Origin of the sequence: Amycolatopsis sp. NPDC051061, from assembly GCF_040682935.1 — a bacterium.
GTDB lineage: Bacteria > Actinomycetota > Actinomycetes > Mycobacteriales > Pseudonocardiaceae > Amycolatopsis.
The window spans coordinates 287,759-311,490 of sequence record NZ_JBFBBZ010000005.1 but is presented as its reverse complement, the minus strand read 5'-3'; the positions used below and the strand labels follow the sequence as shown (position 1 = coordinate 311,490).

The window sequence follows — 23,732 nt, the reverse complement described above, 5'->3', positions numbered from 1 at the left end:
GGGCTTCACCATTCGAGCCGGAGCGACTTCAGGCCGTACATGTTGCCGGTCTCCTCGATGTCCTGACCGTCGGTGATCCGGTACTCGGGGATCCGCTTGTGCCACTCCTCGATCGCCACGTTCAGCTCGAGGCGAGCGAGGTGCGAACCCAGGCAGCGGTGCGGCCCCGAGCCGAACGCGATGTGGTTGCTGGTCTTGCGGTCCAGGTCGACTTCCAGAGGGTTCTCGTACCGCGCGGGGTCCCGGTTGGTGACCGCGAGCGGCAGCATCACCATCTCCCCGGACTTGACCGGGCAGCCGCCGATCTCGACGTCCTTCGTCGCCTTGCGGGCTGGAATGACGAACGAGTAGACGCGGAGGATCTCCTCCACACTCGTCGAGATGAGCGACGGGTCGGCGACGATCGCCGCGCGCTGTTCGGGATGACCGGCGAAGTGGTACAGCGCCCAGCCGACCGAGATCGGGACCGTGTCCAGCCCGGCCTGGAACATCAGGACGCAGAAGGCGTGCATGTCCCGGTCGGTGATCGGTGCGCCGTCGATCTCCCAGGTCATCGCCCGCGACAGCAGGTCGTCTCGCGGTACCTCCCGCCGGAGGGCGATCTGCTCGTCGAAGTAGGCCGACGCCGCGGTGATCGCCGCGAGCTGCCGGCTGCGGTCCGGGTCCTGCTCGTAGGACAGATGCAGCATGTTGTGCACCCAGTCGAGGAACTTCTCCAGGTCTTCTTCGGGCAAGCCCATCAGGCGCATGAAGATCAGGGTCGGGAACCGGCGGGCGAACTCGTCGAGCACGTCGGCGCCCCCGGTGCCGGTCAGCCGATCGATCATCTCCGCCGCGACACGCCGGATCTCCGGTTCACGCGCGGCGACCGCGTTGGGCGAGAATTCGCGGCCCAGCAGGCGCCGCCACTGCGTGTGCACCGGCGGGTCCAGCATTTCCGGGATCCACAGGAACTTCGGGTCCGGGTCGAGCGCCGTCACGGACTTGCTCGAGAACGTCCGCCAGTCCTGCAAGGCTTCCTGCACGGCCGTGCCGTCCGTGACGACCCAGTACCCGCGCGCGATGCTGCTGCGGAAGCCGGAGTGCGTCGCGGCGATCTCGTCCCACCGCCGGTGGTGGCTCAGGACCGGGCCGCCCGCGGTGTTGTCGTAGTGGTACGCGGGCACCCCTTCGTAGGTTCCCTCGGGCTCGAGTGTGGTGTTCATGACGGTCCTCTCGTCGAACGCTGCTGCACTGGGGTCGGTCGCGAGGTGCTTCCGCGCGGTCAGCGACCCCGCCAGACCGGCGCCCGCTTCTCGGCGAACGCGGTCGCGCCTTCCTTGGCGTCGTCCGACGCGAACACCGGCCGGACGATCTCGGCCTGCTCGGCCCAGCCCTCTTCCAGCGTCCAGTCGGCACTCGACCGGGCGACCTGCTTGGTCGCGGCGACGGCGAGCGGGCCGTTGGCGGCGATGGTCCGGGCGAGCTGCAACGCGCCTTCGAGCGCGCCGCCCTCGTCGGTGAGCCGGTTCACCAGCCCGGCCGCGGCCGCGCGCTCGGCGTCGAACGGCTCACCCGTCAGCAGGAGCTCCAGCGCGAGCGCGAAGGGCACTCGCCGCGGCAGCAGCAACGCCGCCCCGCCGCCCGCCACCAGGGACCGCTTCACCTCGGGCACCCCGAACCGCGCCGTCCGCGCCGCGACGACGAGGTCGCACGCGAGCAGCAGCTCGAAACCGCCGGCCAGCGCCCAGCCCTCCACCGCGCCGATGAGCGGTTTGCGCGGCGGCGTCATCGTGATCCCGCACAGCCCGCGCCCCTCGATCGCGGGGCTTTCCCCGCGCAGGAACGCTTTCAGGTCCATCCCGGCGGAGAACGTCCCGCCCGCACCGGTGAGCACACCGACCCGCAGGTCGTCCGACTCGTCCAGTTCGTCGGCGGCCGCCGCGACCCCGGCCGCCACGGCCGCGTCGAGGGCGTTCTTCACCCTGGGACGGTTGATCGTGATGACCTGGACCGCACCCTGGCGCTCGACGACAACCTCGTCCGGCACTTTTCCTCCTCCATGCGACGCTGCGACAGAAGAGTACCCTTAACTCCCCAGTCCGAGCTAGTCTCGCGCAGTATCTGCCCATTTACGTATACTCATCTCGACGAACGGAGGCGCATGGCCGACGGATCACCAACGGCGCGGACGAAGGTCGGCATCGCCGATCCCACCGACGTCGTCCGGCGGGCGACGAAGGCCTCGGGACAGCCACTGCGAGACCTCTCGCAGCTGCACGGCGGAGCCTCCAGCCTCACCTACTCCGCCGTGACGGACTCCGGCGTCCGCGTTGTCGTGAAGGTCGCCCCGCCAGGGCTCGAGCCGGTCCGCAACCGGGACGTCCTGCGCCAGGCCCGGGTGCTGACCGCGCTGTCCGAGGTGCCCGATGTGGCCGTTCCGGAGGTCCTGGGGACCGATCCTGGTGCCCCGCCGGACGTTCCGCCGCTGTTCGTCATGTCCTACGCGGACGGTGAGGGTTACGAACCCCGGCACATCGCGCGCGAGCAGCGTCCACCCGCAGCCGACGTGCGAGGCCGAGCCACGGCTGCGGCCCGCATGCTGGCGGCCCTGCACACCGCCGACCCGGCGAAGCTGGGGATCACGGAGGAAGCCGTGGCGCTGGAAACCGAGGTCGAGCGGTGGCGGAAAGCACTGGCCACGTGCGAACTCGAGCCGGCCGCCGTCCGCACCGAACTCGAGTGCCGCGATCAGCTCACCGCGGCTGTCCCCGCGCCCTTGCGGCCCGCGGTGCTGCACGGCGACTGGCGGCTGGGCAACATGCAGTGCGCCGGCGACGAGATCCGGGCGGTGATCGACTGGGAGATCTGGTCGGTCGGCGACCCGCGGCTGGACCTCGCGTGGCTGCGGCTGATGTCCGATCCCGCGCACCCGACCGCCGTCGCGCCCGAGGCGCCCACGCTGGAACCCGACGAGCTGCTGGCCGCCTACGGCTCTCCGGTGCCAGACCTTTCCTGGTTCGACGCCCTCGTCCGCTACAAGCAAGCCGCCGCATCCGCGCTGCTGGTGAAGAACGCCGAGCGCCGCGGCCAGGTCACCGACCGGATCGAACGGATGCGTGGCGGGATCCCGATGTTGCTCGCCGCCGCGCTCACCCACCTCACTCGCCGCTAGGAGGACCGATGCTGGACTTCTCGATCGAGCCGGAGTTCCAGGCCAAGCTCGACTGGGCGGCCGCCTTCGTCCGGACGGAGGTCGAACCGCTCGACCTCCTGTTCCCGCACGGCGGCGACCCGTACGACACGCGCAACGAGAAGGCGCGCGCGATCGTCAAGCCGTTGCAGGAGCAGGTCCGGGCCCACGGACTGTGGGCGTGTCATCTCGGGCCCGAGCTGGGCGGGCCGGGCTACGGGCAGGTCAAGCTCGCCTACCTCAACGAGATCCTCGGCCGCTCCTACTGGGCGCCGACGGTCTTCGGCACCGCCGCCCCCGACACCGGCAATGCCGAGATCCTGGCGATGTTCGGCACACCGGCGCAGAAGGCTCGTTACTTGCAGCCGCTGCTGGACGGCGACATCGTCTCCACGTTCTCGATGACCGAGCCGCAAGCCGGGGCCGACCCGAAGGAGTTCGTGTGCCGCGCCTGGCGCGAGGGTGACGAGTGGGTGATCGACGGCGAGAAGTGGTTCTCCTCCAACGCCCGGTACGCGGAGTTCCTCATCGTCATGGCCGTCACCGACCCGGACGCGCCGCCGCACCGGCGGATGTCGATGTTCGTCGTGCCGGCCGAGACGCCCGGCATCGAGATCAAGCGCAACGTCGGCACCATGGACGAACGCGAGTCGCTCGACGAAGGCATCCACGGTTACCTCCACTACCACCAGGTGCGGGTCCCGCTCGACGCCATGCTCGGCGGCCCTGGTGAAGGCTTCAAGGTCGCCCAAGCCCGTCTCGGTGGCGGCCGGGTGCACCACGCGATGCGCTCGGTCGGCAAGTGCGCCCGAGCGTTCGATATGATGTGCGAGCGCGCGCTTTCACGCCGTACACAAGGAACTCCGCTCGCCGAGAAGCAAGCCGTGCAGCAGTTCGTCGCGGACTCGTGGATCGAGCTGCAGCAGTTCCGGCTGCTCGTGCTGAACACCGCGTGGATCATCGACACCCAGCCGCACGGCGCCGCCCGCACGCAGATCGCGATGTGCAAGGTCGCCATGGCCAAGGTCCTGCACGACGTCATCCAGCGGGCCCTGCACCTGCACGGCTCGCTCGGCACCACCGGCGAGCTGCCGCTCGCGCACTGGTGGATGGCCGTGCCGAACCTCGCCCTCGCCGACGGCCCGACCGAGGTGCACCGCACCACGATCGCCAAGCAGGTGCTGAAGAACCACCGGCCGGCCGAGGGACTGTTCCCCAGCGAGCACATCCCGCCGCGGCTCGAGGCCGCCCGCAAGCGGTACGCGCACATCATCAACGACTCGGGACTGACCGGCCGGGTGAACGCATGACGCTGTTTGATCTGTCCGGCAAGGTCGCGCTCGTCACCGGTGGCAGCCGGGGTCTGGGGCTGGAGATGGTGTGTGCCTTCGCCACCGCGGGCGCGGACGTGGTGATCACCAGCCGCAAGCTTGACGCGTGCGAAGCGGCCGCCGCATCGGTTCGTGCTCTCGGCCGGCGTGCCCTGCCGATCGCGGCCCACGTCGGGCACTGGGACGACCTCGGCCGGCTCACCGACGCCGCGTACGAAGAGTTCGGGAAGGTCGACATCCTGGTCAACAACGCCGGCATGTCACCGCTGGCGCCGTCGTCGGCGGAGACCAGCGAGGAGCTCTTCGACAAGGTGATCGGGGTCAACTTCAAGGGCCCGTTCCGGCTCGCGTCGCTGGTGGGGCAACGCATGGCAGCCGGCGACGGAGGCTCGATCATCAACGTCTCCTCCTCAGGAGCGCTGATGCCGCAACCTCGGTTCGGTCCGTACTCGGGCGCCAAGGCCGCCCTAAACGCGTTGACGACGGTTTTTGCGTTGGAGTACGGCCCGAAGGTGCGGGTGAACACCATCTCTGCCGGCCCGTTCCTCACCGACATCTCGAAGGCGTGGTCGCCGGAGAAGCGGGAGAGCGCCCGGAGCGCGCTCGGCCGGCCCGGGCGTCCGGAGGAGATCGTCAGCACGGCGCTGTACCTGGCCAGTGACGCGTCCAGCTACACCACCGGCGCCCTGATCCGGGTGGACGGCGGGCTCTACTGAGGCCCGTCTACCGAGAACTCCCGTAGCCGCCCGCGGTAGCCTAGGTCAATGAGCAGGGCCGAGCGGAACCAGCCGCCTCGAAGTTCGAACCCAGTCGGGCTCAGATCAAACTTCCTTGTAGTCGCCATGATACTGACCGGCGTCACATCGCTGTGCGCGATCACCATTTGGCTGCCGACTTCGATCGTTACGACCACACAGACACGTGCAGGCGGAACCGGTCAGCTCTCGGTCACTGAATTGATCAACGCCGAGAACAGTGTCCGCACATCACTGATTCAAGCATTTGGTGGAATAATCCTGCTGATCGGGATAGTCCTGACAACACGACAACTCCGCATCAACCGGGACCAAGTGGCAGCAAACTGGGCGCAGTTGGAATTGAGCAGACGGACCAGCTTCGAAAGTTTTGAAGCCACCAGACAGGTTCAACAGAGAGAGACATTCTCTCGGGCCGTGGACCAGCTTGGCAGCGATAGCACAACTACCCGGCTCGGCGGAGTAGCCTCCCTGGAGGACCTTGCCCGAGAAGACGATTCGCTTCAAGATGTCGCCATCGAAATATTGTGCGCCTTCATTCGCAATGGATCCCCACTTGCCCACACAAGCAATGCGAATGCAGACCAAGAGTCACCGGCCTGGAGGGGGCAACCGTCACAGCGGCCACCGGTGGACATCCAGTTGGCCCTGACAGCGCTCGGCAGAGTCTGGCACGAAGAACCTGTCCTGGAAGAGCTCCTCCGCAGAACCGACCGCAACCTGATCGACCTTTCTTCGACATCCCTTCGTGGCGCCAATCTTACACTGGCACATTTTGAAGGAGCACTGTTTCGTGGATCGAATCTGCAAGAGGTCAACTTCTCGGGAAGCTTCTGCGAGTCCGCGAATTTCTCAGCTTCGGATTGTCGTCGCGCAAATTTCGCCGGAAATCAGATACCCGGCTCATCCTTTTTGGAAGCGTCCCTTATCGAGGCAGACTTCCACAGCGCCGACCTGCTCATGGCGGATCTCAGTGGCGCAGACCTCAGAGGAGCCCAGTTTACCCAGGCAGATCTGACGGGATCAAACCTGACCGATATCCTTGCCTGTCAGGTCGCCGCGCCGTCGATCTTCAGCTGGATCAGCTCCTCCTCGGACAGGCCCAGTTCGCGCAGGACCTCGTCGGTGTGCTCGGCAAACAGCGGCGCGCGCGTAAGCGTCGCCGGGGTTTCCTCGAACTGGACCGGGTTCGCCACCAGTTCCCGCTCCTTGCCCTCGGCGTCCACGACCTGGGCGATCAAGCCGTTCGCGCGCAGCGACGGGTCCTGCGCGACCTCCCACGAATTCTGGACGGCCGCCCACTGCCCTTCGCCCTGCGACAGGATCTCCGTCCACTCCGCGAACGTCCGCTGCCCGATGATCTCCGCGACGAGTTCTGCGGCCGCGCCGGCATTGGCCATGATCTGCGAGACGTCGGCGAAGCGCGGGTCCGCCGCGAGGTCTTCCCGGCCGGCCAGCCGGCAGAACTCCGGCCAGTACCGGCCCGGCTGCAGCATCGCGAACTCAAGCCACCGGCCGTCGGCCGTGCGATAGGCGCCGATCAGCGGGTTGGTCGCCGACCCGTGCCTCGGCTGCTCGCGCGGCGGCAGCGGACCGCCCGTCATCAGCGCCTGGTTCACCGAGTACTGGGTGGCCCACGCGCCGACGCCGAGCAGGGAAACGTCCACAACGGACGGCTCGCCGGTGACCTGACGCGAGTAAAGCGCCGCGGCGATCCCGCCGGCGATCGTCATCCCGCCCATCGAGTCGCCGTAGGCACCGGCCGGCATCCGCGGCATCCGCTCGGCCTCGGGCGGCGTCAGCCCGGCCGCGCTGCCGCCGCGGGCCCAGAATGCGGTGCTGTCGTAGCCACCTTTGTTGCTTTCCCCGCCTCGGACACCGAACCCGCTCCCCCGCACGTAGATGATGTCCGGGTTGATCGCCCGGACGTCCTCGACGGCGATCTTCAGCTTCGCCCGCGCGCCGGGCAGGAAGTTCGTGAGGAACACGTCGCTGGAGCGGACCAGCTCCTCGAACACGGCGCGCGCGGACGGCTTTTCCAGCGCCAGACCGACGCTGCGTTTGCCCCGGTTCGGGCCCTCCATGATCGGGAAGAACGACGAGCCCTCGCTCGCCGTCGCCACCCCGAGCACCCGGGACAAGCCGCGCTGACCGTCCCCGCGTTCGGCGTGCTCGATCTTGATGACGTCGGCACCCCAGTCGGCGAGCACGGCGCCCGCCGCGGGCACGAACGTGAACTGCGCAACCTCCAGGATCCGCACGCCTTCCATCGGACGGTGCATTCCGGGCCTCCTCACTGAGCGGTGATCGCTCGCTCCGGGCACGCGAACGCACCCTCGCGGGCTTTCTCTTCGACGCCCGCCGGGACCTCGCCGTCAAAAGGCAGCGCGTAGCCGTTGTCGTCGAGTTCGAACACCTCCGGGGCCGTGGCGGCGCACCGCGCGTGCCCGGAGCACGTACTCGTGTCGATGGTGATCTTCACCGGATCACTCCGTTCTCGAAGTTGTCGAGGTTCATCGGCCCGTCGCAGGCCGCAGCCAGCAGTTTCGCCAGGTCGGTCCCCAGTTCGGCCGCGGTCTCCCGGCAGGCCGCCAGGTCCTTGCGCAGGAACGGCGTGACCGCGGCGACGTAGCGCTCCGACCCACCGCGAGCGGTGATGTACCGCCCCGCGCTGCTCCCGCCGCTGCCGACCGCGAGGGCGTCGAGCAAGGCGCTCTCCTCGATGCCCATCGCGCGACCGGCTTTCAGCCCCCGCAACGTCACTTGCGAGATCGCGGCGAAGAGCAGGTTGTTGAGCAGCTTCACCCGCAGCGCCGAACCACGGGCGCCGGTCATGACAACCGGATCGGCGTACGCGCTGACGACCTCGCGCGCCGTCTCGACGGGCTCGGGCTCGCCGCCGAGGTAGACCGTGAGCCGGCCGGCGCGGACCGCCTCCGCCGTCCCACTGAAGGCCGCATCCACGATCGCGGCCTTCCCCATCGGCGCGAGCCGGGTCAGCGTCTCCGGACGGCCGGTCGTGTGCGACACCAGCACCGTGCTGGCTTTCATCTCCCGGACGACCTCGGGCAGTACGTCGAGCACCTGGGCGTCGTCGTACAGGCAACTCACGACGACCTCGCACGCGGCGACGTAACGCACCCGGTCGACGAGGTCCGCTCCGGCTGCTCGCAGCCGATCCCGGACTTCGGCCCGCCGGGCGTACACGCGCACGGCGTGACCGGCCGCCAGCAGCCGCTCCACCATCGGCTCGCCGATGTTCCCGGCGCCGACGAACCCGATCGTTCCCACAGTTTCCTCAGCATTCCTCCGAGGCGGCTACGGCTTGTTCGTCCCGCCCGCGTCGACGGTGAATTGCAGGCCGGTGACGTACCGCGCTTCGTTCGAGGCCAGGAACAGCACGGCGTTCGACACGTCCCGCGGCTCGACGAATGGAGCGAGCGGATTCGTCGCCCCCATGCCGAACAGCGGTTCGCGCGCCGCGAGCTCCTCGATCGGCACGCCGACAGTGATCCCCGTGTCGCTGACCCCGGTGGGGTGCACGGTGTTCACGCGGATCTCGTGCCGGGCCAGCTCGTTGGAAAGCGCCTTCATCAGGCCGACGACGCCGTGCTTGCTCGCGACGTAGTGGGCGTACGGCACATGGCCCCGGATCCCGGCCGCCGAGCTGATCATGACGATCGACCCGCCCACCCCGGCCTCGATCATCCCGGGGATCGCCGCGCGCGCGGTGTTCCAGACGCCCTTGAGGTTGACGTCCATCACGACGTCCCATTCCTCTTCGGACAGTTCCCACGCGCGTCCCATGCTCATCACGCCGGCGTTCGCCACGACGATGTCGAGCCGGCCGAACTCGGCCGTCGTCGCGTCGACGGCCGCCCGGACGTCGGTGATCGACCGGACGTCAGCCTGGACGGCGACGCACTGCCGTCCCGTCGCCTTGACGAGCGCGACCGTCTCTTCGAGTTGTTCCTTCGAGGCCAGCGAGTAGGGCAGCGCGTCGCTGATGTCGTGACAGACATCGGTGACGACGACGTCCGCCCCCTCCTCCGCCAGGCGCACCGCGTGCGAGCGGCCCTGACCTCGGGCCGCGCCGGTGACGAAGGCAACCTTGCCCGCCACGCGTCCCGCGGTCACGAGGCGGCCAGTTCGTCGACGGCCTCGCGCAGGGCACGCAACCGCGTCTCGAGCAGTTCGCGCTCGGCGGGGTCGGCATCGCCGAGACGTGGCTCGATGTCGGCGATCTCCGCTTGGAGCCGGCCGGCCGCTTCCTCACGGGTAAGCAGGTCCAGGTCGGTCCAGTCGGACCGCTCGGACTCCGGACGGCGGGTCATGCGGGGAAGTTGTAGAGCCGGCGGGTGGTCAGTTCCACGATCTTGTGCACCTCTTCGTCCGGGACGTCGGCGAGCATGTCCGCCGCGTAGGCACGGCTCTTCGGCCAGTACGAATCGGAGTGCGGGTAGTCGCACTCCCAGGTGATGCGGTCGACGCCGATCTCGTGGCGGACCTGCACCCCGAACCGGTCGTCGATGAAGCACCCGTGCATGTGCTTGAAGAACAACTCCGACGGCCGCACGTCCTGGTTGACGTTCTGGTAGAAGCGGTGCCGCTCCCAGGTGCCGTCGATCCGCTCCAGCAAGTACGGCATCCAGCCGATCCCGCCCTCGGACAACCCGACTTTGAGCTTCGGATGGCGGTGGAACACGGGGGAAAAAAGCAGATCGGCGGTCGCGTACATCGAGTTGGTCCCGAACAGCGCGATCGTCACCGCGAACGGCGCTTCCGGGGCGGTCTTCGGCGCGGCGCCGGAGGTCCCGAAGTGCAGGCACAGCGGCATATCGGTCTCCTCGGCCGCCGAGAAGACCGGATCCCAGTGGTCGGTGTGGAACGACGGCAGCCCCAGCGGAACCGGGTTCTCCGGGAACGAGATCGCCTTTGCACCCTTGGCCGCGGTCCGCTGGATCTCGGCCACGCAGGCCGGCACATCCCACAGCGGCAGGATGATCAGGGGGATGAGCCGGTCCGGCGCCGTCGCGCACCACTCGTCCAGGACGAAGTCGTTCCACGCCTGGACGCACAGCCGGGCGAGCTCGCGGTCCTCCCCCGCGATGAACACCGTGCCGGCGAAGCGCGGGAACGACGGGAAGGACAACGCCCCCCACACCCCGTCCAGGTCCATGTCCCGCAACCGGGCCTTCGGGTCGTAACAGCCGGGGATCATCTCGTCGTAGCGCGTCGGCTCCATGCCGAACTCCTCGGGCTTCTTGCCCGCCACGGCGTTCAACCCGATGTACGGGTAGATCCGGCCTTCGTAGGTCCACACCTCGGCGGGACTGACGCCCTCGCCGCGCGACTGCTCCACGATCCGGGGGCCGGCTTCGCGGTGCTTCGCCGGCAGCCGATCCGACCACAACCGCGGCGGTTCGATCAGGTGGTCGTCGGTCGACAGCAACTTCATCCATGACTGCAACGGCATCGTCGCGCTCCTCGCCATCCGTCCCGAGACTACATCCGGCCGCAGATTGTGTATACCTGATCATGCGCGGCTTCCAGGCCGCACCGGCACTTACCCTGGCTTCAAAGGGTCATCTTTTCAGAGTGGACGCACAAGGTCTAGTATTAAGTATCCTTATTTGCGCATCGAAGGGAACCGAGATGGCCGCGCGTCCCCTCCCGCAGCCGACGCTCGCGAGTTCCGGGTTCTGGCGATCGGGCGCCGACGGTGTCCTCCGGATCTCCCGGTGTGACGGCTGCGGGCGGTGCTTCCACCCGCCCGGCCCGGTGTGCCCCGGCTGCCGAGGTCGCGCGGTGACGCTTTCCCCCACCTCGGGGAAGGCGGTGGTCGTCGGGTTCAGCGTCAACCACCAGACCTGGCTGCCCGCGTTCCCGCCGCCGTACGTGGTGGCCGTGGTCGCGCTCGCCGAGGACGACCGCGCGCGGCTGACGACGAACATCGTCGGCTGTGAACCGGACGAAGTGCACGTCGGGATGCGCGTCCGGGTGCGTTTCGAGCAGCAGGAGGACGTGTACCTCCCGCTATTCGAACCGGACCCCGAAGCCGAGGGACCCGGCCCGCTGCCCGAGCCCCGCGACGTCCGCGCCGCGTTGCGTCCCATGGCTTCTCCCCGGAAGTACGAGGACAGGGTCGCGCTGACCGGCGTCGGCCAGTCGCGCGTCGGCCGTCGACTCATGGTCGACCCGATCTCGCTGACCGTCGACGCCTGCCTGGCCGCGGTGGCGGACGCGGGCCTCGACCTGGACGAGATCGACGGGCTGTCCACCTACCCCGCGGTGAGCCCGACCGGCATGAGCGAAGGCGGGATCACCGCGCTGTCCGAGGCGCTGCAACTGCGTCCCACCTGGGTCAACGGCGGGAGCGAGGTGCCCGGGCAGATCGGCTCGATCACCGCCGGCATGCTCGCCGTCGCCGCCGGGCTGTGCCGGCACGTGCTGTGCTTTCGCACGGTCTGGGAATCTTCGCACGCGGCGCTGGTGCGGTCCGGTGAGTGGACGGCGAGCGGTGGGCGCGCCACCGGGATGCTGGAGTGGCGGGCCCCGTTCGGCGCCGTGTCGGCCGCGCAGTGGATCGGCTGCCACGCATCGCACTACATGCACCGCTACGGCGTCGGCCGCGAAGCACTCGGCGCCATCGCCGTCACCGCGCGGGCTGGCGCGGCGCGGAACCCCGAAGCGCTCTACCGGGACCCGCTGACGATCGACGACTACTTCGGCGCCCGCCTGATCACCACGCCGTTCGGGCTGTACGACTGCGACGTGCCCTGCGACGGCGCGGTGGCCGTCGTCGTCTCGGCGATCGAGACCGCCGCCGACCGCCCCAAGCCGCCCGTGCTGGTCGAAGCCGCCGGTACCGCGATCCTCGAACGGCTCAGCTGGGACCAGGACACCCTCACCCACCTGCCGCAGTCCCAAGGCCCCTCCGCGCACGTGTGGACCCGCACCGGGCTGACCCCGACCGACGTCGACGTGGCTCTGCTCTACGACGGGTTCACGTTCAACGTCGTGTCCTGGCTGGAGGGACTCGGCTTCTGCGGGCCGGGTGAAGCGACCGGGTTCATCGCCGGCGGAAAGACGATCGCCCTCGACGGCGAACTCCCCCTCAACCCACACGGCGGGCAGCTCTCCGCCGGCCGGCTCCACGGCTACGGCTTCGTCCGCGAAGCCATGCTGCAACTGCGCGGCGAAGCCCACGGCCGTCAGGTCGACGGCGCGCAGACGGCGGTCGTCACGTCGGGCGGCGGTGTGCCCTCCGGCGTGATGCTGCTACGCAAGGCATAGCGCTGGGTCGTGAGTGGCAAGCCGGGTCCAACCCGGCTTGCCGCTCACGACCCGCACCTGGAAGTCAGGCCGTTGCTGGAACGACCTTGGTCGCCAGGAACTCTCGCTCCTCCGACTTGACCGCTCGCAGCAGCACGTAGATCATCGCGATCTTCCAGATGATGAACGCGATCGACGGGATGATGTTCGTGAACAGCCCGTCCCAGGCGAACGGCCCGTCCGTGGCGACGTAGACGAACACGCCGGGGAGCAGGAGAAGCCCCAGGATGAAGTTCAGGTACCCGAACCAGCGCGGGAACACCGGCGAGGACCGGCGGTCGACGAGCGCCGCCACCCCGATCGATGCGAGGTTGAAGACGAAGATGACGGCGATACCCACGTAGGTCAGCCAGAACTGGTCACTCAGCAGCAGCACCAGCTGCGGGTCGCGGCCCGGCCGGTACGCGGCGGTGGCGAGCACCGCCAGCGGGTAGACCCAGCCGGTCGGCGCGACGACGGCGGTGGTCAGCTGCACCATCGACAGCAGGCCCCAGCCGCCTTCGATGCGCCGTATCTGCAGGCTCGTGATGACGGCGAAAGCGTAGAAGAACGGGACGAACAGGCCCATGATCACGGTGGCCCAGAGGATGCCCGACCGGTTCTCGGTCAGGAAGGTCGCGATCTCCCCCGCACTGGCCGTCGGGGACGGGGGCGGAGTCAGCTTGCCCACGACGGAGAACGCGACGGTGGCCGCGATCAGGACCAGCACGCCGCACCAGACCGACATCCGGTAAAGCCGGAACTTCACTTTTTCGTCCACGGGATCTCCTTTGATCGGTCGTGTGGGGGAGTCAGGTCGCGGCGCCGGCGATGTCGAGCACCGCCCGGTAGGCGAAGGCGAGGCTCGAGCCGATCGGCGTACCCGCTCCCGGATACACGTGACCGGACATCGCGGCCGCGGTGTTGCCCGCCGCGTAGAGCCCGTCGATCGCCACACCGTCCGGCCGCAGCACCCGCGCGTGCTCGTCGGTCTTCAGGCCGCCCTTGGTGCCGATGTCGGACAGGACGATCGTCGCGACGTAGAACGGCGGGGTGTCCAGCGGCAGCAGGATCGGGTTTGGCCACTCCGGCGAGGGCTTCGCGAGGTAGTTCAGCTCGGGCAGGAACGGGAACGGGATGACGTGGTGGAACATTTGGTCCCACGGCGTCTCGCCGCGGTGGAACTGCTCGTCCACCCCGGCCCGCGCGAAGCCGTTGAACTTCTCGACCGCCCGGCTTAACGCCCCGAACGGGACGTCGATCAGCTTCGCCAGTTCCTCGAGGGTGTCGGCCTTCCGCAGCGCCCCCGAAGAGAACCATTCCGGGCGGATCGGCTGGTCCGGCGGGCCGCCGAAGCTGTCCCGGTCGACCTGCCGCTGGTCGAAGATCCAGTGCGCGGGTATGTGCGAGACGCCGGTCTCCACGTGCAGGCGGGCGATCTCGTGCCCGGCCTGGTCGTACGGACGCGCCTCGTTCATGAACCGTTCGCCCGCGCTGTTCACCCAGATCCCGCCCCGCATGCCGCTCTGAAAGACCGGGAGGCCATCCGGCTGCACCAGCCCGGGCACGTACCAGGACTCGTCGAGCAGGTCGGTGTCCGCACCGGCGGCGATGCCCGCCAAGAGCGCGTCGCCGGTGTTGCCCGGGGCGCCGTTGGACCACTCACCGGTCAGCGGAATCGGCTGGTACTTCGCGCGCAGCTCGGCATTGCGTTCGAAGCCACCGGCCGCGAGGAGGACCCCGCGGGTGGCGCGGAACCGGACCGGCTCGCCGTCGCTCACCGCGTCCACGCCGACGACCCGGCCGTTCTCGACCACGAGGCTGTCCAACGCGGTATCGACGCGAAGGGAACCGTTGCCGGTCTCCAAGAACGCCGCCAGCGCGCGGCCGATCAACGCGCGTCCGCCGTTGAGCACCGGGCCCTGATCGACACCCCAACGCTCGGATGGGATGGGGCCGCGGACGAGCCGGGCGTGGTCGCCGAGCTCGGCGGCGGGGACCTCCGGCGGGAAGATGGTCCGCCCCGCGACGGAGGCGCCGGGCCGCCCGGCGAAGTAGTCCGGTACGGGGGCGTGCACGAAGGACCGGAACCACGGGTTCTTCTCGAGTTCGTCGATCAGCTGCGCACCAGCCTCCAGGTAGGCGTCCTGGAGCCGTTCCCGCGAGCTGTCGCCGACGACGTCGCGCAGGTACGTCCGGGCGCTCTCCACGTCGTCCTCGACGCCGGCCCGCACGATCGGGGCCGAGCCGGGAAACCACAGTCCGGCACCGGAATAGGCGGTCGTGCCGCCGACCAGGCCGGTCTTCTCGATCACGAGGGTGCGCAGGCCGCGCGACGCGGCAACGTACGCCCCGACCAGGCCCCCTCCCCCGGAACCGACGACGACGATGTCGTAGGTCTCCTCGTTGGTGGTCATCCCTACCTCCAGATCCGTTCACCGGGTTTCGCGCGAACCATGCCGACCAGACCCGACTGAGTAACCTCATCTCGGTGACAGACCCGGGACGTTCGACTGCAACAGGTGCCGCCCGGGCGCTGATCAGCGGTAAATAGCGCCGTCAACCCATCGCGTACGGGGATGGTGCGCTGTCACGGCGACGGTGTCAATCCTCAGTTAGGGATACTCTTCTCGGCGAAGGCCACTCATAATGGAGCCGGCGCACGAGGAGGTCGCAGATGGCCGATGGCCCGTCGAGCATGGTCGACCGGGTGGTCCTGATCCTGGGGGTCTTCGAGCGCTCCGGCGGGCGGCTGACCCTCGGGCAGATCAGTTCGCGCAGCGGCCTGCCCCGCACCTCCGTGCACCGGATCCTGCAGCAGCTGGTCACCGCTCGCTGGCTCCAGCGCTGCGACAACGAGTACACGCTCGGCCTCCGCATGTTCGAGATCGGCAGCATGGTCGTGCGCCGGACGCGGATCAGCGATGTCGCCCGGCCGTTCATGCAGGAGCTCTGCGCGACCACCGGTCAAGTCGTCCACCTCGCGCTGCTGGACGAACGGGACGTCGTCTACCTGGAGAAGATCGGCGGGGCGTTCGCCAGCACCCTGCCGTCGCGGGTGGGCGGCCGCCTTCCCGCGCACTGCACCGGCGTGGGGAAGGTGCTCCTCGCCTACTCCCCCCGGGCCGTCGTCGACCGGTACCTCGAAGACGGCCTGTGCCCGCGGACGCGCGCGAGCATCGGCACGACCGACGCGCTCGAAGCCGCGATGGTCAGGATCCGCAACTGCGGCTATTCGACCGAGAGCGGCGAGGCTTCCCCCGGCGTCGCGTGCGTCGCGGCGCCGATCCTCGAGTTCGACAGCGCCGTCGCGGCGATCTCGGTGTGCGGGCCGCAGGAGCGGATCCGCGTCGACGAGCTCAAGTACCGGGTCATGTGGACCGCCGCGGAGATCTCGCGGCGCCTCACCGCGACGGCCCATCCCCTCCCCGCGTGATCACCGTCCCGCTCAGCGGACGCACCGCGTCCGGCGGCCCGCCCGAACAGCGACGATGCCCGAAAGCCAGGAAAGGAAGCTTCACATGACTCAGCCGGACTACGACCCGGGACCGCAGATCGCGTACGCCGGCAGCATCAGCCTCGGCACCCCGGATCTGGAGAAGTCGCTCGGGTTCTTCCGCGACCTGCTCGGCATGGAGGTCGTCGAGCAGGTCGACGGCGTCGCTTACCTGCGCGGGTACCAGGAACACGTGCACCACTCCCTCGTCCTGACCCAGCAGGACGAAGCAGTGGTCAACTCCTACGGCTTCCGCGTCAAGCGCCGACAGGACGTCGAACTCTTCCACAAGCAGTTCGAGAACCAGGGGCTGCAGACGGTCGACGCCTCGGGTCGCGAGCGCGGCCGCGGTGAGGCGATCCGCTTCCTCGTACCCGGCAGCGAGCACCCCTTCGAGTTCTACTACGACATCGAACGGCCGGTCGCCGAGGAGTCCCTCCGTTCGAAGAACCTCAGCAACAGCTCGCGCCGCCGCGGGCTCGGTGTGCGCCGCCTCGACCACATCAACCTGCAGACCAGCGTGAGCACGGTCAACCAGGCCGAAGGCTGGTTGCGCGAGGAGCTGGGGTTCAAGCGCCGCGAGTTCGCCCGGATCCCGCAGGCGCCGGACGTCATCATGGCATCCTGGCTTTCGGTGACGTCGCAGGTGCACGACATCGCCATCGGGGTGGCCGCCGAAGACCAGCCCGGCCAGTTCCACCACGTGGCGTTCAACGTCGAGAACTTCCACGACATCCTCACCGCGGCGGACCAGATCCGCGACCTCGACATCGCCTACGGCGCCGGCCCGGGCAAGCACGGCATCGGCCAGGCGATGTACCTCTACATCCACGACCCCGGCTCCGGGCACCGGATCGAGCTCTACTCCGGCGGCTACCACATCTACGACCCCGACTGGGACGCGCTCGAGTGGAAGCTGCCCGAGCTGGCACTCGGGCAGACGTGGTACGGCGACGTCCTCGACGTCGGCCCGGGCGGCTCGTTCCTGTCCACGACACCGTCGGCGGGTCTCGTCCCGTGAGTTCGACCTACGAATCGACGCGGGTGACGAAGGACGTCGACGGACTCACCTTCGCCTATCACGAGGCGGGCGAGGGCGAGCCGCTGCTCATGCTCCACGGATCGGGACCGGGGGTCAGCGCCTGGTCGAACTTCCGGGACAACCTGCCGGTGTTCGCCGAGCGGTTCCGGACGATCATGCCCGACCTGCCGGGGTTCGGCGGGACCGCGCTCCCTGAGCTCGACGAGGTCTACCCGCGAGCCGCGGCCCGGTGGATCGCCCGGCTGATGGACGACCTGGGCATCGAGTCGGCGGTGTTCGTCGGCAACTCCATGGGCGGCGCGGTCGCCGCGGAACTGGCGGCGCTGCACCCCGAACGCGTGCGGCGGATGGCCCTCATGGGGTCCGGCGGGCTGTCCGTCGGGATCTTCCAGGCCGAGCCGAGCGAAGGCTTCCAGCGGCTCTTCGAGTTCCTCGGAGACCCCACCCGGGACCGCATGATCGCCTGGGTCAAGACGATGGTCCACGACCCGCGGCGGATCACGGACGAACTCGTCGACGAACGCCTGCGCAACGCCACGGCGGAGGGTGTGATCGAACGGATGAAGGCGATCTTCGGGTCCATGTTCGATCCCCGCCGTCAGGCTCAGTACACGCCACTGTGGACGAAGGCGGCGAACATCACCACCCCGACCCTGCTGCTCTGGGGCCGAGACGACCGGATGCTCCCCTACGACCAGGCCCATTTCGCGAACCGGTGGCTGCCCGACGTCGAGCTGCACACGTTCTCCCGCTGCGGGCACTGGATCCAGGTCGAGCGCAAGGCCGACTTCGAGCGGGTCGTGATCGAGTTCCTGACCCGCAAGGCGTCCGATCTCACCGAGGAAGCAGGAGGTACCCGGCATGGCTCATGAGGTGGTCGACCGCATCGAGGAAATCGGGCCCAAGCTGGCGGCGCTCGCCGACGAGAACGAGAGCTTGGGCAAGCTGAGCGACGAGACCGTCGGTCTCCTCCGCTCGGCGGGCGTGGTGCGACTGCTGCAGCCCGCCAAGTTCGGTGGCCACGCCGCGCACCCCCGTGACTTCGCGGAAGCGGTGATGGCCGTCGCGCGGCACGACGGCGCGGCGGGCTGGGTGTGCGGCGTCGTCGGGGTCCACCCGTGGGAGGCCGCGCAGCTGGACCCGCGGATCGCGCAGGACATCTGGGGCACGGACCCGGACACCTGGATCGCCTCGCCCTACATGCCCAACGGGATCGCCGAACCCGTCGAGGGCGGCTACGTCCTCAATGGACGGTGGCCGTTCTCCTCGGGCGCCGATCACTGCCAGTGGGACTTCCTCGGCGCGCTGGTCGGCGACGGCAAGGGGAAGCCCGCGACGCCGCCGGCCGTGCTGCACGTGATCCTCCCCCGCTCGGACTACGAGATCATCGACGGCACCTGGGACGTGATCGGGCTGTCGGGCACCGGCAGCAAGGACGTCGTCGTCAAGGACGCGTTCATCCCCGAGCACCGGACGATCAACCAGGGGGACGTGCAGGAAGGCCAGGCCGCGCAACGCAACGGCGTCACCGACACGCTGTACAAACTGCCGTTCGCAGCGATGTTCCCGCTCGGGATCACCGCGGCGGTCATCGGCATCTGCGAGGGCGCCCTGGCCGCGCACGTGGGCCAGCAGCGTGACCGGGTCGCCGTGACCGGCGTCCAGGTCCGTGACGACCCGTACGTGCTCTACGCGACCGGAGAAGCGTCCGCGGAGATCGAAGCGGCCCGGATCCAGCTGATCGACGGCATCAGCCGGCTCTACGACAAGATCGACGCCGGGCAGCCGGTGAGCATCGAAGACCGGTCCAATGTCCGGCGCAACCAGGTCCGCTGCGCGTGGCGGGCCGTGTCGGCCCTGGACCAGATCTTCGCGCGGTCCGGCGGGAACGTGATCCGGCGCAACAACCCCCTGCAGCGGTACTGGCGCGACGCGCACGTCGGGCTCCAGCACATGATCCACGTTCCCGGCGTGGCGTACCACGCGAACGCCCTGGCTCAGATGGGCCTGGAGCTGCCGCCGCAGATGCGCATCCTGATCTGAAAGGGGACGGCGGATGGGCGGCTCGGACGGACGGCACTTCCGCGACGTGCTCGGGAACGTTCCCACGAGCGTCGTCGCGATCACGGCGGCGGGCGCACCCGGCCGGCCCGAAGGGATGATCGTCGGCTCCTTCACGTCGGTCTCCCTCGACCCGCCGCTCGTGTCGTTCCTGGCCGACCGCTCCTCCCGGACGCTGGCGAAGATCCGCGCCGCCGGGTGCTACTGCGCCAACGCGCTCGCGGCGGACCAGGAGCATCTGTCCCGGAAGCTGGCGACCCGGGGAACCGGCAAGTTCGACGGCGTGGCGTGGGAGCCGTCGCCGCTCGGCAACCCGGTGCTCGACGGGGTCGTCGCCTGGATCGACTGCGAGGTCGACAAGGTCGTCGAACTCGGTGATCACTTCCTCGTCGTCGGCGCGGTCCGCACCCTGCGCGCCGAGTCGGCGAAGACGCCGCTGCTGTTCTTCCGGGGCGGGTACGGCGACTACTTCTCCACCACATCGCTCCTGCTGGACCGACTCGTCGGCTGGTAGTTCTCAGAGAGGAGACCCGGATGGGACGGGTACAGGACAAGGTCGTCTTCATCACCGGCGCCGCCCGGGGCCAGGGCCGCGCCCACGCCCTCCGGCTCGCCGAGGAGGGGGCGGACATCATCGCGGTCGACATCTGCGCGCAGATCGACAGTGTCCGCTACCCCCTGGCGAGCCGGGACGACCTGGACGAAACCGCGCGTCAGGTGGAAAAGCTGGATCGCCGGATCGTCGCGCTGACGGCGGACGTCCGCGACCCCGCCGCGCTCCAGGCAGCCGTCGCCCATGGGGTGGCGGAGCTGGGCCGGCTCGACGCCGTGGTCGCGCAGGCCGGAATCGCTCCGATCGGGCGCCCCGAGGCGCAGGCCTTCCTCGACGCCGTCACCGTCGACTTCAACGGGGTCGTCAACGCGGTCGAAGCGGCGCTGCCGTACCTGCCCGACGGGAGCTCGATCGTCGCGACCGGCTCGACGGCCGCGCTGATGCCGTCCACCCACAACGGCACGCCGGACTCCGGGAAGCTCGGCTACTCGTTCGCCAAACGCACGGTGGCGGCCTTCGTGAACGACCTGGCCATCGTGCTCGCCCCCCGGCGGATCCGGGCGAACGCGGTGCACCCGACGAACACGAACACTCCCATGCTGAACAGCGAACCGATGTACCGGGAGTTCCGCCCGGACCTGGACAATCCGACGCGGGAGGACGCACTGCCCGCGTTTCACGTCATGACGGCGATGGGCCTGCCGTATGTCGAACCGCGCGACATCGCCGACGCGGTGCTGTTCCTGGTGTCCGACGAATCTCGTTACGTCACGGGGGTGCAGCTGCGAGTCGACGCCGGCGCGATCGTCAACCGTCGCATGCAGCAGCCGCAGTTCTGACCGGAGCTGCCGCCACGTGGTCTGCCACGGCTTGTCGTGAGTGAGAAACAGTGTTCTAACTGTTTCTCACTCACGACCGGTAGCGCGTCAGCGCAGCAGCTCGATGATGGTGGCGTTCGCCGTGCCGCCGCCTTCGCACATCGTCTGCAGCCCGTAACGCAGGTTCTGCCGCCGCATCCGCGCGAGCAGTCGCGTCATCAGGATCGCTCCCGAGCCGCCCAGGGGGTGCCCGACCGCGATCGCCCCGCCCAGCGGGTTGAGCCGATCGGGGTCGGCACCGGTTTCGGCGAGCCAGGCCAGCGGAACAGGCGCGAACGCTTCGTTGACCTCGAACACGCCGATGTCCTCAATGGACAATCCGGTCCGGCGGAGCACCTTCTCCGTGGCCGGGATCGGGCCGGTGAGCATCGTAATCGGGTCCGCGCCGCTGACCGCACCGGCGTGGTAGCGCGCGATCGAGGCCAGGCCCAGCTCGCGGGCGCGTTCCGTGGTCGTGATGAGCAGCGCGGCCGCGCCGTCGGAGATCTGCGAGGCGTTCCCGGCGTGGATCACGCCGTCGGGCTTGAACGACGGCTTCAGGCCGGCCAGCGTCTCGGCCGACGTCCCGCGCCGCAACCCCTCGTCCACAGCGAACTTCGTCCCGTCGATGTCGATCGGCACGACGTGGTCGTCGAACACCCCTTCGTCGATCGCCGCCGCGGCCTTGGCGTGCGAATCGGCGGCGAATTCGTCGAGCTGCCGCCGGTCGAGGCCCCACCGCTCGGCGATGAGCTCGGCGCCGATGCCCTGGTTGAACTCGAACCCGTCGTAGCGGGCCAGCACGCCGGGCCCGTAAGGCATACCCGTGGTCCGGTGCGAGCCGAGCGGGACCCGGCTCATCGTCTCCACACCCCCGGCGACCACGAGGTCGTACTGCCCCGCCATCACCGCGTGCGCGGCGGAGTCCACCGCCTGCTGGCTCGAGCCGCACGCCCGGTTGATCGTCACCCCGGGCACGTGCTCGGGCCACCCGGCCGCGAGCACGGCGAACCGGCCGATGTTGCTCGACTGGTCACCGATCTGGGTCACGCACCCCCAGACGACGTCGTCGACGGTGCCGGGATCGATCCCGGTGCGGCCCACCAGCGCGGTGAGCACCTGCGCGGACAGGTCGGCGGCGTGGATCCCGGCCAGCGAGCCGTTGCGCTTGCCGATCGGCGTGCGCACGGCGTCGACGATGACGGCGTCTCTCATGGGTTGATCCTTTCGTCGATGCCCCAGTCGCTCAACACGGCCCGGGTGTCGGCACCGACCGCCGGTGCGGCGACGCCGGGAATCGTCGGCGTCTCCGAGAATCGCGGCGCGGCGGCCGGCTGGACGACGCCGTCCCGAGCCACCACGCTCCCGCGGGCGGCGAGGTGCGGATGACCGGCCGCCTCGGTGAGGCCCAGGACGGGTGCCACGCAGGCGTCGGTGCCCTCGAACAGCGCCGCCCATTCATCCCGCGTGCGCTCGGCGAACCGCTTTTCCAGCAGCTGCCGCAGTTCCGGCCAGCCCGCTCGGTCGTGCTGGCGGTCCGGGTCCACGTCCAGTTCGAGCAGTTCGACGAGCCGCCGGTAGAACTTCGGCTCCAGCGCGCCGACCGCCACGTGCCGGCCGTCCTTGGTCTCGTAGACGGCGTAGAACGGCCAGCCGCCGTCCAGCTGGTTCGTCCCGCGCTCGTCGGTCCACGCGCCGCGGGCGAGCTTGGCGAAGGTGCTGGCAAGCAGGTGCGCGGTGCCGTCGACGATCGCCGCGTCGACAACCTGGCCGCGTCCGCTCAGCTTCGCGGCGTGCAGCGCCGCCAGCACTCCGATGACGAGGTAGCACCCGCCGCCCCCGAAGTCGCCGACGAGGTTGAGCGGGATCTGCGGCGGCCCGCCCGCGGCGCCCATCGCGCCGAGTGCCCCGGTGAGCGCGATGTAGGTGAGGTCGTGCCCGGCCGTGGCGGAGAGGGGCCCGTCCTGGCCCCAGCCGGTCATCCGGCCGTAGACCAGCCGGGGGTTGCGTGCCAGGCACTCGCGCGGGCCGATGCCCAGCCGTTCGGTGACGCCGGGCCGGAACCCTTCGATCAGGACGTCGGCGCGATCGGCCAGGGCGAGAAGTGCGGCGACGCCGTCCGCGTGCTTCAGATCGAGCACGACCGAACGCTTGCCCCGGTTGAGCACGTCCGCCGGGCCGCCCCGGCCCACTTCGCCGACGCCCGACGGCCGATCCACGCGGACGACCTCCGCCCCGAGGTCGGCAAGGAGCATCCCGGCAAACGGGCCCGGGCCGATGCCCCCGAGTTCGACCACCCGGCACCCCGCAAGCGGTCCCGCAGCCATCATCGATCTCCTGAGCTCGTGGCAGATCAGAGTATCCTCTTTATAACAAGGTCAGCGCCCTCGCCAGACCGGACGACGCTTCTCGGCGAACGCGGCGGCACCCTCGCGGGCGTCCTGCGAGGAGAACACGGGCGCCGTGACCGTGGCCTGCTTCTCCCAGATTTCGCCGAGCGCCCAGTCAGCGCCGTCGCGGGCGATCCGTTTGGTCGCCGCGACCGCGAGCGGGCCGTTCGCGGCGATCGTCTCGGCGAGTTCGAGCGCGCCTTCCAAGGCGCCGCCTTCCTCGGTGAGCCGGTTGACCAGGCCGATTTCGGCGGCCCGCTCGGCACCGATCGGCTCGCCGGTGAGCAGCAGCTCCAGCGCGATCGCGTATGGAACCCGACGCGGCAGCAGCAAGGCCGCTCCCGCTCGGGCGACCAGCGCCCGCTTGACCTCGGGCACCCCCATCCTCGCCGTGTGGGCCGCGACGACGAGGTCACAGGCGAGCAGGAGCTCGAACCCCCCGGCGAGGGCCCACCCTTCCACGGCGCCGATCAGCGGTTTTCGCGGCGGCGTCATGGTGATCCCGCACAACCCGCGACCTTCGATCGACGGACTTTCCCCGCGCAGAAACGCCTTCAGGTCCATCCCCGCGGAGAACGTCCCGCCGGCACCGGTGAGCACGCCGGCCCGCAGGTCGTCCGACTCGTCGAGTTCGTCGACCGCGGCGGCCACCGCATCGGCCACCGCGGCGGTCAGCGCGTTCTTCACCGCCGGTCGGTCGATCGTGATCACCTGGACAGCGCCGCGACGCTCGACGAGGACCTCGTCCGGCACATGGCCTC

At 69.4% G+C, this 23,732-nt stretch carries 24 protein-coding genes and 1 pseudogene; 11 read left to right on the top strand and 14 right to left on the bottom strand.

Annotated elements, in window-relative coordinates; translation table 11 throughout:
• Positions 1–5: 5 nt before the first annotated feature.
• Together AB0N03_RS09640 and AB0N03_RS09635 are read right to left on the bottom strand one after the other, a co-directional pair.
• Positions 6–1,205, bottom strand: a complete 1,200-nt coding sequence (locus AB0N03_RS09640) for a cytochrome P450 (RefSeq protein ID WP_364368021.1) — start codon at positions 1,203–1,205, stop codon at positions 6–8.
• A 59-nt stretch (positions 1,206–1,264) separates the two neighbouring features.
• Positions 1,265–2,029: a crotonase/enoyl-CoA hydratase family protein gene (locus AB0N03_RS09635; protein WP_364368018.1), complete on the bottom strand. Its 765-nt coding sequence runs from the start codon at positions 2,027–2,029 to the stop codon at positions 1,265–1,267.
• Between the two features lie 114 nt (positions 2,030–2,143).
• Here AB0N03_RS09635 and AB0N03_RS09630 point away from each other — a divergent pair, with 114 nt between their 5' ends.
• From AB0N03_RS09630 to AB0N03_RS09620, 3 genes are read left to right on the top strand one after another with little or no spacing between them, the layout of a single operon-like run.
• A complete protein-coding gene (locus AB0N03_RS09630; protein ID WP_364368015.1) occupies positions 2,144–3,154 on the top strand; it encodes a phosphotransferase family protein in 1,011 nt (336 codons plus the stop codon).
• Between the two features lie 8 nt (positions 3,155–3,162).
• Positions 3,163–4,482 (top strand): acyl-CoA dehydrogenase family protein, encoded by a 1,320-nt coding sequence (locus tag AB0N03_RS09625; protein WP_364368012.1) that lies wholly within the window; start codon positions 3,163–3,165, stop codon positions 4,480–4,482.
• Complete coding sequence (locus AB0N03_RS09620) at positions 4,479–5,219, top strand: glucose 1-dehydrogenase (protein WP_364368009.1); 741 nt, start codon at positions 4,479–4,481, stop codon at positions 5,217–5,219. Before AB0N03_RS09625 ends, AB0N03_RS09620 begins: the two co-directional genes overlap by 4 nt.
• A 270-nt stretch (positions 5,220–5,489) precedes the next feature.
• Here the strand turns inward: AB0N03_RS09620 and AB0N03_RS09615 are convergent, their stop codons facing one another.
• Entirely contained in the window at positions 5,490–5,822 is a 333-nt protein-coding gene (locus AB0N03_RS09615) for a hypothetical protein (protein ID WP_364368005.1), read from the bottom strand.
• A gap of 66 nt (positions 5,823–5,888) precedes the next feature.
• Between AB0N03_RS09615 and AB0N03_RS09610 the strand changes: the two are divergent.
• A pseudogene (locus tag AB0N03_RS09610) lies at positions 5,889–6,284 on the top strand (pentapeptide repeat-containing protein); the annotation flags it as partial.
• A gap of 23 nt (positions 6,285–6,307) precedes the next feature.
• On the opposite strand, the gene AB0N03_RS09605 reads toward AB0N03_RS09610, so the two are convergent.
• From AB0N03_RS09605 to AB0N03_RS09580, 6 genes are read right to left on the bottom strand one after another with little or no spacing between them, the layout of a single operon-like run.
• Positions 6,308–7,540 carry a CoA transferase gene (locus AB0N03_RS09605; RefSeq protein ID WP_364368002.1) on the bottom strand — a complete coding sequence of 411 codons (1,233 nt, stop codon included), beginning with the start codon at positions 7,538–7,540 and terminating at the stop codon, positions 6,308–6,310.
• An 11-nt stretch (positions 7,541–7,551) separates the two neighbouring features.
• The gene (locus tag AB0N03_RS09600; RefSeq protein WP_364367999.1) at positions 7,552–7,740 is read right to left on the bottom strand and encodes a ferredoxin; all 189 of its coding nucleotides are present in this window, start codon (positions 7,738–7,740) and stop codon (positions 7,552–7,554) included.
• The gene (locus AB0N03_RS09595; RefSeq protein WP_364367996.1) at positions 7,737–8,549 is read right to left on the bottom strand and encodes an NAD(P)-binding domain-containing protein; all 813 of its coding nucleotides are present in this window, start codon (positions 8,547–8,549) and stop codon (positions 7,737–7,739) included. Before AB0N03_RS09595 ends, AB0N03_RS09600 begins: the two co-directional genes overlap by 4 nt.
• Positions 8,550–8,576: 27 nt before the next feature.
• Positions 8,577–9,395 carry a mycofactocin-coupled SDR family oxidoreductase gene (locus AB0N03_RS09590; RefSeq protein WP_364367993.1) on the bottom strand — a complete coding sequence of 273 codons (819 nt, stop codon included), beginning with the start codon at positions 9,393–9,395 and terminating at the stop codon, positions 8,577–8,579.
• Positions 9,392–9,592 (bottom strand): hypothetical protein, encoded by a 201-nt coding sequence (locus tag AB0N03_RS09585; RefSeq protein WP_364367990.1) that lies wholly within the window; start codon positions 9,590–9,592, stop codon positions 9,392–9,394. The genes AB0N03_RS09590 and AB0N03_RS09585 overlap by 4 nt, the downstream gene beginning before the upstream one ends.
• Positions 9,589–10,734, bottom strand: coding sequence for an amidohydrolase family protein (locus tag AB0N03_RS09580; protein WP_364367987.1), 1,146 nt, complete (start codon positions 10,732–10,734; stop codon positions 9,589–9,591). The genes AB0N03_RS09585 and AB0N03_RS09580 overlap by 4 nt, the downstream gene beginning before the upstream one ends.
• A gap of 179 nt (positions 10,735–10,913) precedes the next feature.
• Here AB0N03_RS09580 and AB0N03_RS09575 point away from each other — a divergent pair, with 179 nt between their 5' ends.
• On the top strand, positions 10,914–12,554 hold the full coding sequence (locus tag AB0N03_RS09575; protein ID WP_364367984.1) for an OB-fold domain-containing protein: 1,641 nt from the start codon (positions 10,914–10,916) through the stop codon (positions 12,552–12,554).
• A gap of 64 nt (positions 12,555–12,618) precedes the next feature.
• Here AB0N03_RS09575 and AB0N03_RS09570 read toward each other — a convergent pair whose 3' ends face one another.
• Together AB0N03_RS09570 and AB0N03_RS09565 are read right to left on the bottom strand one after the other, a co-directional pair.
• Positions 12,619–13,353: a hypothetical protein gene (locus tag AB0N03_RS09570; RefSeq protein ID WP_364367981.1), complete on the bottom strand. Its 735-nt coding sequence runs from the start codon at positions 13,351–13,353 to the stop codon at positions 12,619–12,621.
• A 31-nt stretch (positions 13,354–13,384) separates the two neighbouring features.
• Positions 13,385–14,989: an FAD-dependent oxidoreductase gene (locus tag AB0N03_RS09565; protein WP_364367978.1), complete on the bottom strand. Its 1,605-nt coding sequence runs from the start codon at positions 14,987–14,989 to the stop codon at positions 13,385–13,387.
• Positions 14,990–15,249: 260 nt separating this feature from the next.
• On the opposite strand from AB0N03_RS09565, the gene AB0N03_RS09560 reads away from it, so the two are divergent.
• The 6 genes from AB0N03_RS09560 (at position 15,250) to AB0N03_RS09535 (ending at position 20,563) form a co-directional block, all read left to right on the top strand.
• A complete protein-coding gene (locus AB0N03_RS09560) occupies positions 15,250–16,008 on the top strand; it encodes an IclR family transcriptional regulator (protein ID WP_364367975.1) in 759 nt (252 codons plus the stop codon).
• 85 nt (positions 16,009–16,093) lie between these two features.
• Positions 16,094–17,089, top strand: a complete 996-nt coding sequence (locus AB0N03_RS09555; RefSeq protein ID WP_364367972.1) for a VOC family protein — start codon at positions 16,094–16,096, stop codon at positions 17,087–17,089.
• Positions 17,086–17,982 carry an alpha/beta fold hydrolase gene (locus tag AB0N03_RS09550; RefSeq protein ID WP_364367969.1) on the top strand — a complete coding sequence of 299 codons (897 nt, stop codon included), beginning with the start codon at positions 17,086–17,088 and terminating at the stop codon, positions 17,980–17,982. The genes AB0N03_RS09555 and AB0N03_RS09550 overlap by 4 nt, the downstream gene beginning before the upstream one ends.
• Positions 17,972–19,153, top strand: coding sequence for a hydroxylase (locus tag AB0N03_RS09545; RefSeq protein WP_364367967.1), 1,182 nt, complete (start codon positions 17,972–17,974; stop codon positions 19,151–19,153). The genes AB0N03_RS09550 and AB0N03_RS09545 overlap by 11 nt, the downstream gene beginning before the upstream one ends.
• 13 nt (positions 19,154–19,166) lie before the next feature.
• Positions 19,167–19,685: a flavin reductase family protein gene (locus tag AB0N03_RS09540; RefSeq protein WP_364367964.1), complete on the top strand. Its 519-nt coding sequence runs from the start codon at positions 19,167–19,169 to the stop codon at positions 19,683–19,685.
• Between the two features lie 20 nt (positions 19,686–19,705).
• Entirely contained in the window at positions 19,706–20,563 is an 858-nt protein-coding gene (locus AB0N03_RS09535; protein WP_364367961.1) for a mycofactocin-coupled SDR family oxidoreductase, read from the top strand.
• An 87-nt stretch (positions 20,564–20,650) separates the two neighbouring features.
• On the opposite strand, the gene AB0N03_RS09530 is transcribed toward AB0N03_RS09535, so the two are convergent.
• Genes AB0N03_RS09530 through AB0N03_RS09520 form a run of 3 tightly spaced genes read right to left on the bottom strand, consistent with a single transcriptional unit; the run spans position 20,651 to position 23,724 of the window.
• Entirely contained in the window at positions 20,651–21,796 is a 1,146-nt protein-coding gene (locus AB0N03_RS09530; protein ID WP_364367958.1) for an acetyl-CoA C-acyltransferase, read from the bottom strand.
• Positions 21,793–22,908 carry a CaiB/BaiF CoA-transferase family protein gene (locus AB0N03_RS09525; RefSeq protein ID WP_364367955.1) on the bottom strand — a complete coding sequence of 372 codons (1,116 nt, stop codon included), beginning with the start codon at positions 22,906–22,908 and terminating at the stop codon, positions 21,793–21,795. The genes AB0N03_RS09530 and AB0N03_RS09525 overlap by 4 nt, the downstream gene beginning before the upstream one ends.
• Before the next feature lie 51 nt (positions 22,909–22,959).
• Positions 22,960–23,724: a crotonase/enoyl-CoA hydratase family protein gene (locus AB0N03_RS09520; protein ID WP_364367952.1), complete on the bottom strand. Its 765-nt coding sequence runs from the start codon at positions 23,722–23,724 to the stop codon at positions 22,960–22,962.
• Positions 23,725–23,732 lie beyond the last annotated feature (8 nt).

Coding starts and splice junctions, on each gene's coding strand:
- AB0N03_RS09540 (WP_364367964.1), top strand. CDS start 19,167: ATGGGCGGCTCGGACGGACGGCACTTCCGCGACGTGCTCGGGAACGTT.
- AB0N03_RS09535 (WP_364367961.1), top strand. CDS start 19,706: ATGGGACGGGTACAGGACAAGGTCGTCTTCATCACCGGCGCCGCCCGG.
- AB0N03_RS09555 (WP_364367972.1), top strand. CDS start 16,094: ATGACTCAGCCGGACTACGACCCGGGACCGCAGATCGCGTACGCCGGC.
- AB0N03_RS09580 (WP_364367987.1), bottom strand. CDS start 10,734: ATGCCGTTGCAGTCATGGATGAAGTTGCTGTCGACCGACGACCACCTG.
- AB0N03_RS09640 (WP_364368021.1), bottom strand. CDS start 1,205: ATGAACACCACACTCGAGCCCGAGGGAACCTACGAAGGGGTGCCCGCG.
- AB0N03_RS09530 (WP_364367958.1), bottom strand. CDS start 21,796: ATGAGAGACGCCGTCATCGTCGACGCCGTGCGCACGCCGATCGGCAAG.
- AB0N03_RS09545 (WP_364367967.1), top strand. CDS start 17,972: ATGGCTCATGAGGTGGTCGACCGCATCGAGGAAATCGGGCCCAAGCTG.
- AB0N03_RS09605 (WP_364368002.1), bottom strand. CDS start 7,540: ATGCACCGTCCGATGGAAGGCGTGCGGATCCTGGAGGTTGCGCAGTTC.
- AB0N03_RS09525 (WP_364367955.1), bottom strand. CDS start 22,908: ATGGCTGCGGGACCGCTTGCGGGGTGCCGGGTGGTCGAACTCGGGGGC.
- AB0N03_RS09575 (WP_364367984.1), top strand. CDS start 10,914: ATGGCCGCGCGTCCCCTCCCGCAGCCGACGCTCGCGAGTTCCGGGTTC.
- AB0N03_RS09620 (WP_364368009.1), top strand. CDS start 4,479: ATGACGCTGTTTGATCTGTCCGGCAAGGTCGCGCTCGTCACCGGTGGC.
- AB0N03_RS09625 (WP_364368012.1), top strand. CDS start 3,163: ATGCTGGACTTCTCGATCGAGCCGGAGTTCCAGGCCAAGCTCGACTGG.
- AB0N03_RS09565 (WP_364367978.1), bottom strand. CDS start 14,989: ATGACCACCAACGAGGAGACCTACGACATCGTCGTCGTCGGTTCCGGG.
- AB0N03_RS09630 (WP_364368015.1), top strand. CDS start 2,144: ATGGCCGACGGATCACCAACGGCGCGGACGAAGGTCGGCATCGCCGAT.
- AB0N03_RS09560 (WP_364367975.1), top strand. CDS start 15,250: ATGGCCGATGGCCCGTCGAGCATGGTCGACCGGGTGGTCCTGATCCTG.
- AB0N03_RS09585 (WP_364367990.1), bottom strand. CDS start 9,592: ATGACCCGCCGTCCGGAGTCCGAGCGGTCCGACTGGACCGACCTGGAC.